1 protein-coding gene and 1 pseudogene are annotated in these 1,331 nt (G+C 64.8%); both read right to left on the bottom strand.

Annotated features, from left to right (window positions below; genetic code table 11):
* Positions 1–336 (bottom strand): annotated as a pseudogene (locus tag MOV74_RS38390) (sensor domain-containing phosphodiesterase); the annotation flags it as partial.
* 165 nt (positions 337–501) lie between these two features.
* Positions 502–1,331, bottom strand: an 830-nt coding sequence (locus MOV74_RS38385; protein ID WP_246932743.1) for an NAD(P)H-quinone oxidoreductase, incomplete at its 5' end; no start/stop codon positions are given.

The following is a 1,331-nucleotide window of genomic DNA, read 5'->3' as shown; positions in this document are numbered from 1 at the left end:
GGGCCACAGCAGCCCCGAGGAGACGATGCGGTAATGCGGAGCGACGATCAGGCGGTCGAGCTGGTCGTCGGTGTTGTTGGCGAGCGCGAACACCACCCAGTTCTGGCCGCCCTCGCGGGCGCGCACCTCAATGCGGCGGACGATGCCGTCGGTGCCGGGCGCGGTGGAGACCTGAATGCGATCGGCATCGCTGCGCTGATGCTCGATCACGCCGGTGAGGTCGATCGCGGGCGCGTCACCGCGGACGCTGACCGCGTCGAGCGCGCGTGCAGGGGACGCGGCAACGAGCATCATGAGGCCCAGCGCGATGGGCGCGAGGCACCTGATCAGACGCAAGGTCAGTTCTCCGCGTTCGACGCAAACTTCGAGTGCAAGGCGACTCTACAAGGCGATTCTAAAAGGCGATTTCAGCCCGAACGGAAGCAGTTCGGTGCGTCGCGATAGATGCCACGAAAGCAAGGAAAATCAAAGGGTTTCCGCCAGCCCAGTGGGCCGGGGGGCCTACACCTCCAACACAATTTTGCCAATATGTGCGCTGGTTTCCATGCGCCGGTGCGCGTCGGCTGCCTTTTCCAGCGGGAAAGTGCTGTCCATCAGCGGCTTGACGCGGCCTTCACGCAAAAGCGGCATCACTTTCGCTTCGATCGCGGCCACCATCGCCGCCTTGTCCGCATTACTACGGGGGCGCAGGGTCGAGCCGGTATGGGTGAGGCGCTTGACCATCACCTTGGCGATGTTGACGCTGACCTTGGGGCCATTCAGCGTCGCGATCTGCACGATGCGGCCGTCGACGGCGGCGGCATCGTAGTTGCGGTCGACATACTCGCCCGCGACCATGTCGAGGATCAGATTGACGCCGGCTTTGTCGGTCTCTTCCTTGACCACGGCGACGAAGTCTTCGCTCTTGTAGTTGATGGCGCGGTCGGCCCCGAGCTTGAGACAGGCATCGATCTTGTCCTGCGATCCGACGGTGACGAACACCTTCGCACCGAATGCCTTCGCGAGCTGGATCGCCATGGTGCCGATGCCGGAGGAGCCGCCATGGATCAGCAGCGTCTCGCCGGCCTTCAGGCCGCCGCGCTCGAACACATTGTGCCAGACCGTCATCAGGGTTTCCGGCAGCGCGCCGGCTTCCTTGATCGACAGCGCCGGCGGAACGCTCATCGCCTGGGCGTCCTGGGCGATGCAGTACTGCGCATAACCACCGCCCGCGACCAGCGACATCACCTTGTCGCCGATCTTGTGCCGCTTGGCATTGCTGCCGACGGCGACGACTTCACCGGCGATTTCCAGGCCCGGCAGGTCGCTGGCGCCGGGCGGCGGCGGATAGG

The organism is Bradyrhizobium sp. SHOUNA76, assembly GCF_023006445.1.
In the GTDB taxonomy this organism is placed as follows: domain Bacteria; phylum Pseudomonadota; class Alphaproteobacteria; order Rhizobiales; family Xanthobacteraceae; genus Bradyrhizobium.
This window is presented reverse-complemented; position numbering and strand designations above follow the sequence as displayed.